This window comes from Desulforegula conservatrix Mb1Pa (assembly GCF_000426225.1).
Classification (GTDB): domain Bacteria; phylum Desulfobacterota; class Desulfobacteria; order Desulfobacterales; family Desulforegulaceae; genus Desulforegula; species Desulforegula conservatrix.
Genome location: NZ_AUEY01000115.1, coordinates 1 through 7,518, shown reverse-complemented (window position 1 = coordinate 7,518; position 7,518 = coordinate 1). Strand labels below are relative to the sequence as shown.

The 7,518-nt window shown below is 49.9% G+C and carries 7 protein-coding genes; all 7 read right to left on the bottom strand.

Going from position 1 to position 7,518, the window contains the following annotated elements:
* Positions 1–863: major capsid protein (locus K245_RS0120100; RefSeq protein WP_027360627.1), on the bottom strand; the 863-nt coding region annotated here is incomplete at its 3' end.
* Between the two features lie 60 nt (positions 864–923).
* Positions 924–1,517, bottom strand: coding sequence for a hypothetical protein (locus tag K245_RS0120095; RefSeq protein ID WP_027360626.1), 594 nt, complete (start codon positions 1,515–1,517; stop codon positions 924–926).
* A gap of 58 nt (positions 1,518–1,575) precedes the next feature.
* Entirely contained in the window at positions 1,576–2,412 is an 837-nt protein-coding gene (locus K245_RS27035) for a phage protease (protein WP_051284482.1), read from the bottom strand.
* A 179-nt stretch (positions 2,413–2,591) separates the two neighbouring features.
* A complete protein-coding gene (locus K245_RS27030; protein WP_051284480.1) occupies positions 2,592–3,872 on the bottom strand; it encodes a phage head morphogenesis protein in 1,281 nt (426 codons plus the stop codon).
* On the bottom strand, positions 3,869–5,464 hold the full coding sequence (locus K245_RS0120080; RefSeq protein WP_027360625.1) for a phage portal protein family protein: 1,596 nt from the start codon (positions 5,462–5,464) through the stop codon (positions 3,869–3,871). The genes K245_RS27030 and K245_RS0120080 overlap by 4 nt, the downstream gene beginning before the upstream one ends.
* Positions 5,457–6,950, bottom strand: a complete 1,494-nt coding sequence (locus K245_RS25640) for a terminase large subunit domain-containing protein (RefSeq protein ID WP_035277780.1) — start codon at positions 6,948–6,950, stop codon at positions 5,457–5,459. Before K245_RS25640 ends, K245_RS0120080 begins: the two co-directional genes overlap by 8 nt.
* Positions 6,947–7,468 (bottom strand): DUF3486 family protein, encoded by a 522-nt coding sequence (locus K245_RS0120070; RefSeq protein ID WP_027360624.1) that lies wholly within the window; start codon positions 7,466–7,468, stop codon positions 6,947–6,949. Before K245_RS0120070 ends, K245_RS25640 begins: the two co-directional genes overlap by 4 nt.
* Positions 7,469–7,518: the final 50 nt, after the last annotated feature.

Here is a 7,518-nt window from a genome sequence, read left to right as displayed (position 1 = left end):
AGCGGCATGGCCTGAAGATTTGCGTCAAGGTCATCAACCGCGCAATATGGCATAAGATGCCCGGCATCCATGGCTATGGCCTTGATCTCGTTGTCCGCCACAGTCGGGGTCATGGTTCCGGTTTGTGGATTCCTGTAACGCTCTGATCTTCGCTGGATAAAGAAGCCCGCTATATCAATGCCCTTGTCTGTCACCCTGACGTTCATATTGGCTGTTGACTTGAAAGCCTCGGCCAGTATCAACAGCGTGCTGTATGCTTTTTTGCCTGCCCAGAAAACTATGTCTCCGTATCCATTGTCCTCTATGGCCTCTTTCATTGCGTCCAGAGTCTCGAACACATCCTTGATTCCTGCGTTCGATGCATCCCAGAGCTTCACAGGTGTGATTTCCGCCGGAGTGCCATAATTGATTTCCCAGCTTTCCCATCCGCCTCCGTCAAGCTGCACAGGCCATACAATGCTGCCTGAAAGGGAACCGGCTGCGATTGCCTCTGTCGTGGCCCTGACAATCCTTCTGAGATGATCTGTCTTGTTCTGGGCCCATGTTTCCTTGCTGCTCTGGCCAAGAAGTTTGAGATTGTTCAGCTCCACGCCTGTCACAGTCACGTTCGGACGTATTGGCAGAGGTTCATACATCGCTGTTGTGCCGGTTTCCTTTGTCGCCGGAATACTTGGAGCGCCTCTTCTTACGACAGGCATTGCCCTCACAACCGCCTTGAGCATGTCCTCGCCCACAAATGGCAGAGGATGATTCGGTCTGTTTGTGAATACTGAGTCTATTACCGGCGTCTTCAGCGGAGGAAGGCCCTTGAGATATCTGATCAGAGTGTCTTTTGTAAAAAAGCCTTTAAGATTAAGATCCATTTCATTCTCCTTTATTCAAATATTCCCCCTTTAAAAGGGGGCCAGGGGGATTATCCCTGCTTATCTCGCGTATATGCGTCTGCGGATCATGGCCTTGATAATTGCCGCGTCAGGCTGGGCAGGACTTGCAATGCCTATCTTGAGAACGTCTTTCCTGACCTGGCCGAAATGCACGATATTGCCTGCTGTCTGAAGAGCCGTATCCACGGTTTCTGTCATGACTCCGTCAATGGCTGTGATATAATCAGCGGTTATTGCGACTCCGTTCGCGGGAGCAGCCGCGCATGTGATGTTCCACTTGCCGTCAAGATGCCCGATCTTGCCAGTGCCACCGGCGCTGCCCGCCAGAACTCCGGGTGAGACCTCTTTGAATGTTTCTGCTCCGGCGATTATGATCAGAGTGCCTGGCTCCACAGGAACATTTTCAAGAGTTCCTGAAAAAGCTGTAAGGACTCCATTTCCTGTAGCGAGAGTCACATCATCAACCCTGACAAGCGGAACCAGTGCGCCTGAAGCGTTTTCTGTGACAAGAAGACCCGCCGGATAAACGCCATTGTTTGCTTTAAGCGAAGCAGAGAGGATAACAACCGGATCACCGCTCAGAATGATCTCTTCTGTCCTGCTTGATTCGAATACTTTTCCGTTAATGGCCATGTTTTAACTCCTACAAAGATGTCGCCCCGCTGGGGCTTTTTTCGGTTGAATTCATTTTTTACACCTTGCTCATCAGGTCATCAGGCAAAGCCTCTTCTCTCTTTCCATCACCCGGATTTGAAAATTCGTTAAGCAGCCCGTTTTCAGGCAGAGTCCCCAGGAAGTCGAAAAAATGATCCTGAAGCGATTTCTTGCCTGAGCCTTTGGACAGTTCGATTTCATCGCCTGTTTTTCCGAGCGCCAGAGCAACTGCCTCAACCGCGTCCTTGTTTGCCGGAAGGATTCTGCCCTTTGAAATCAACTCCTCAATTTTTGTTTCAACCGCTGTTTTTGAGGCTTCATCCTTGATGGCTGAAAGCTCTGTCTCTGCCGCTTTCTTTCCGTCCTCGGCTGCCTTGGCTCTGTCTTCAGCCTCTTTTCTTGCCTTTTCCTCATCTTCCAATTGTTTTTTAAGCTCTTCGACTGTTGGCATGTTGGTCTCCTCTTTTGATGACATTTCTATTGTTAAAGACTCTCCCTCCGAAAATTTAACATCAGCCAGACCAGGCACGGCCGGAGGGACGGCTCCCAGAAGCCCGACATGGCGCACAGTCTTTTTGTCTGCGGCAAGAGAGATGCTGACTTTCTTGTAATGGCCATTGTTTACGAGGGTCTTGACCACCTCCGGAACGTCTTTGAATCTGGCCATCAGAATATCGCCCTTGCGTTTAAACTCTTCTGCCCAGCCAAAAGCCGGATCAGAATCCTCAGGATGACCGAACACAAGCGGGGCCGGAGCCTTGGCAGCATCATAGCCAGCCGCTATGGCGTCCAGATCAGCCTCTGTGAATGAAACAGGCTTTCCTGATTTGGCTGTGAATGTTCCTTTTTTTAAAACTTCGATCCAGTTAGGCATTGCTTTTCCTCCGGTGAGGCATTAAAATATTTACAGATGTAGGGTGTGTGCCGTTCTTTGCACGCACCATTCAAAATTGTCTCGGTATGAGGACTCGAAAATCGGCCTGGCGAGTCGGGAACAATCCTTAAAAGGACGCTCCAATGGAGGGGTTTGCCGACCTCCCATGCCGGGACATGCTACATACCCACCTTCCTGTAACGAAGATTGCTTTCGATGCTGTAATCCTTAACCACACCGGCTGTGACAACCTGATTAGCTATCCCTTTGCCAATAGCCCTGTCTGTCCTGATAATCATCTTGACCAGCTCGTCTCCTGATCGTACCCAGGTCATAACTACTGCCGGATCTTCCTGATCCAGATACCATTCAGCGGCTGCGAACCTGTCCGCAAGTTCGGTTACTTCGTCTGCTGTCAGTGCCTGTCCGCGAGCTTTTTTTGTCTCCCTGACAAGATGGGTGACCGCATGATCATCGATTACAACCAGAGCCAACTGTGGCTGCTTTTCCATACTGTTGCAGACCTTGAGCGGCAGATTAGCCATGGGATAAACTTCACCTTTCGGCTGCATGGATTCTATGACTCCTGCCACCCATTCCCTGTATTCCTTCTTCATTCGTTCACCCTCTGCCCAGGCAAGGGTCTGAAGGCTTTCAAGGTCTTCCTGTTTCAAATGTTTTTTGAGACGTTTGAAGCAAGACGACTCTGAAAAATCCATCCTGTCATCAGGGCAGGCTCTTTCCAGAAACTTTTCAAGAAACCTCTGTTTCAGGGTCGCCGGATACTTTGAAAGATCAGGCTGGTAATGCGCCTTTCCCGGATGGAAATTGAATCCCGGATCAGGCACGAGCGGCCTGGCTGGCATCTTTCTTCCTGTCTTCGGATCAACAGGCTCTATAAGGCCTGGCATGCCTGATTGAACCTCAACACCCTTTCGTTTCACCTGGCCCTCACTAAGCGGCCTGACCGTACATCTGCATCTGAATCCGTTTGGCGGATACCAGCTGTCCCAGAACGGATCATCAAAGCGGTAAACCTGGCCATTCATGGCAAGATGAGTCGGCCTTGTCCTTCTGTCTGAAACTGCGCTGTACATCCAGAAGGGCATGTCATCGACTGACTGGGACATCTGGTTGTAACGACCGACCTGAAGCGCGGTCTGAACATTTGTGCGAAATACGTTGTCCACCCGCCATGCCGACTTGCCTGTCCATCCTTTCTGCTCCCACAGATCCGCATGCTGTTTTTTCCATGCTCCGAATGACTGACCTTCACTGATTGCCTTGCCAAGGCTCCTGTAAAGATCCATAACCGTGTCCATGTTCGACACGCCTGAAACTGCAAAGGCATTGACCTTCTGTTCGTTCCACAGCTCTTTGTATGCCTTTGGCTCCATTGGAACTTTGGATTCCCAGAACTTAATGGCGTCCTTGAATGGTAGGCCATCGGGTTTTGTCATTTCGTACCCTCACCCTGTGAGAGAGCGGAGCTTGTGGTGAAGCGTCCCCAGAGGTCAGCGGCAAACATCGCCCTTGTAAGGACTTCCTCCATGCCTTCAGATCCCATCAGTTCCGGAAGAGCCTCTTCCAGTCTTGTATGCAGTTCTTCGAACGATTCAGCCTGGTTTATTATCTCTGACAGTGCTTTAGTTATTCCGTGGGCATCGGCAGCTTCGGGAATAATTCCGTCGAGCATCTCATCAAGGGCGATCTGGTCAGGATCGTCTGTTTCTTCATTGCCCTTTTTTCCTGTCGAAAAATCGGAAGCACCTTCATCTTTGGAAACATCCCCCTTATTTCCCTTTTGAGGCGGTACTGATGCGGGATTTTCTTCAGGCGAAGAAGATCCGACTTCAATTTCATCATCCTTGTAGCCATAGTTGCGGGTGTAATAGACCTTGGTGAACTTTGCCCCTGTCTTTGATACGGCCTCATCTATCTTTGCCCTTGACTCGTAATCCTCCGGATCAATGTATTTGAAAGTCGGAGACAGCGTTCCTTCCGGAGCGTTTATCTTTGTGTAAATCCAGGCCAGTTCCTGCCAGAAAGTTATGATCAGGTGCTCATCAGCTTCCCTGAAATCGCCCAGAGCGTCGAAGCTGGTTTTTGATTCCGCGAAAGTGCCTGTCTTGCCGCCTTCATTGGTTATGGACTGGCCGTGCAGAACCCTTGCTATGGCTGTGTCGCACATGCGGATCAGGTCTGAGTGAATGTTTCCACCCTTGTTATCCAGGGTATGAATATCAACCTCTGTATTGTTTGAAACCACAGCAACTGCATTTTGAACCATTGCCGTAAGCTGTGACACAGCGGATCTTCTGGCTGTTTCATCTCCGTTCACCTTGCCGATAACCCAGGGGATGCCGAATCTTTCGCAAAGAATTGTCCAGAACTTGATTCCGCCTTTCTTGATCGCTACGGGCCAGAAACATCTGGACAAAAGCCTTAGTCCATACGGATTGACCGCATCATGAAAATGCCTTGCCATAACCAGCTTGCCGAACTGGATTGGCTCATTTTCATTATTCCGGAGCACAGGCCTGTGGAAACCGTCGAAGCCGAACCATTCAGCAGGCCTTGGTTTGATTTCTTTCAGCCTGAGACTCCCGCCATTTGGTTCCCATATAAGCTCGCTAAAAGCCGTTCCGTAGTAAGGCGCATCCAGCATTTGACTCATGATGTTGTAGAGATCTACGTTTTCAAGATCCTTTTCCAGTGCCTCGCAGACCCGGACAGCGTCGGGAGTTGCCTCCAGGCCTTTTTTCGCTCCTGGCGTAAAGGCAAAATCACGTTTCTTGAGTGTTCCAAGCTTGCGGTTCTGGATACAGGAAAGAACCTTGTCGTCTGACGTAAGCGCCCTTAAGGCCTTGATCCCGTCACCAGTTTTTTGAAGCACGGGGTCAGGATCAGGCAGAATGCCGAGCCATGAATAAGGATCAAAACCGCCTAAAATGCCTGAGCCGTTAAGCTCGCTTAAAAGTCCGGCACGTTCATGCTCGGTATCCGAAAAGGAAAGAAACTCTGTGGGGCTTATCCATATGCCTTCAGTCATTGTACCCCCTCAAAAACCTGTCCGATTCACGCGGAAGGGCCGTCATAACCTCAATTACGTCAGACATTCCGTCCATTGTTCGTGAGGCAAAATATCCAAGAACAAAGGCAATACCCGCGTCTCCGTGTCTTTTCTGTCCTTTTCCGTCTGTGCTTCTTTCCTGTATTCTGGGAACGCCCTTGATAATCTTGAACGCCCTCATATCCGCGAGAATGTCCTTGTCACCCGGAATATCGTATATCGATCCGTCTTCCATTGCGGACTTGAAAGGAGCCATGTTCTCCAGATACCAGCCCTCGGACAGCATCAGCTGGACGATTCTGCCGACTCCGTATCTCTGGGCCGCGACCTCTGCCAGGTACTGGCCATTGCCCCTCGCGTCCATTACTCCGCCGCAAAATCCTGGCAAGCGGTCGACAAGGTAAAAAAGGATCTGCTCCTGCTGTTTGAAAGGCATGTTTCTTATTTCAAGAACAAATGGAGACCGCCTTCTCAAATCCTGCTCTATAATCAGGGGCGTTATGACTGTAAGGTCTCCGTTTCTGGCAAAGTCCTCGCCGAAGACGGTCTTTGAGTTCTTTGGTATTTTTGAAATCAGTGGAAGAAGCTCTTCCTCGCACCAGGCTGCAATGTCAGCGATTCTCTCTGGTTCAGGTTTCAGGGTATATTCGTCAGTCCTTTCTACCCGCAGAACTGGCGTGTCCCTGTTCATCCTTGCCTCTATCAGGCTTATTGGTAGCCATGTTCCGCCGCTCTTGCTTGGTATGCAGCAGAGTTCCTCGTCAGCCGCGTCTCCATAAAAATCCAGAAGATTCTGACGCCAGACAGCTTCCGCTTCAGGACTCCATTCTTTCCCAAGCTTGATGCAGATTCTTTTGTAAATTCCGTCTTCCAGGGCTTCATCAAGAGTCACCCTGTGCAGGCTGTAAGGTTTTTTGCCTGACCTGACCTCGGTAATGACTTCGTTGAATTCGTTATCCACGCCGTTGTGTGTGGAAATGATGCGAACCTTGCCGCCCCACATCAAAAGAGCCATTGCCGCTTTCAGAAGTTCTCCGAGCTGTTCGTGGAAAGCTGCTTCATCTATGATAACCCGGCCCTGCTTGCCTCTAAGGTTGGCAGGTCTGGATGAAAGAGCCGTGATGCGCCAACCTGAATCAAAACGGATCACAAAGGAAAGTATGGACTTGCTTTCATCTCCGTCTTTAAAAACTTCCTCAGTTTCCTCGATTTCTCCCGCCGCGAGGTTGTAGAGCTTTGCCCACCAGGCGCAGTACAGAATGAACTCGTAAGCCATGTCTTTGTTGTAGCCGATGTACCAGGCGTTCATGCCGGACTTGGCAGATGCCTCAAGCGTTGTTATTCCAGCCTCTGTCCATGAAATACCTGTACGTCTGGACTTTTCTATGATGGCCACTTCTGAATTATCCTCAGCCCAGGACTTCTGATATTTAACAAGCGGATCAGGGATTTCGGTAATTGTCATGATGCTATCCCCAATATCCGGCGTTTGATCTCGTCCACGGTATCATCACTAAGACCGCCTTTTTTGGCTGTATCAACCACGCTGGCTGCGGCTTCCTCTGCCTTCTTCTTGACTTCTGAAGCCCATTTCTTTTGGGTGACCGAAGCCCGGCCAAGTTCAGCGACTGACTTTGCGAGACCGTTAAGATTAAGTGTTGCCGGGTCAGGGTCAAAATCCATAAGCACAGTGAATATCTTTTCCTGAACCAGCGTCATCAGGGCTTCCGATACAGAGGCGGAATCATCCCTGGAATTTTCGACAATCGCCTTTGCCTGGTCTGTCGCTATCTTTACGGCAGACAGTCTCTTTTCAAAATTCTGCCCGTATCTGTGGATGGCGCTCTTGCTGATCTGATATCCGCGCTCTTTAAGCTCATTTTCGAGCAGCTGATATCCGCTGAAATTCTTTTCAACCAGAGTCGTGTCCAGCCACTCTTTGACCGCCTGTGGCAAAATTTCTATGCTGCTGGGTTTGGGCATTATTCAAATCCATCCGAGAAGGTGTTTAAACACCGTTTAAAAACTCTTCA

Bases quoted from the DNA above. Each gene is read 5' to 3' on its own strand.
- K245_RS0120095 (WP_027360626.1), bottom strand. From the start codon at position 1,517: ATGGCCATTAACGGAAAAGTATTCGAATCAAGCAGGACAGAAGAGATC.
- K245_RS27035 (WP_051284482.1), bottom strand. From the start codon at position 2,412: ATGCCTAACTGGATCGAAGTTTTAAAAAAAGGAACATTCACAGCCAAA.
- K245_RS27030 (WP_051284480.1), bottom strand. From the start codon at position 3,872: ATGACAAAACCCGATGGCCTACCATTCAAGGACGCCATTAAGTTCTGG.
- K245_RS0120080 (WP_027360625.1), bottom strand. From the start codon at position 5,464: ATGACTGAAGGCATATGGATAAGCCCCACAGAGTTTCTTTCCTTTTCG.
- K245_RS25640 (WP_035277780.1), bottom strand. From the start codon at position 6,950: ATGACAATTACCGAAATCCCTGATCCGCTTGTTAAATATCAGAAGTCC.
- K245_RS0120070 (WP_027360624.1), bottom strand. From the start codon at position 7,468: ATGCCCAAACCCAGCAGCATAGAAATTTTGCCACAGGCGGTCAAAGAG.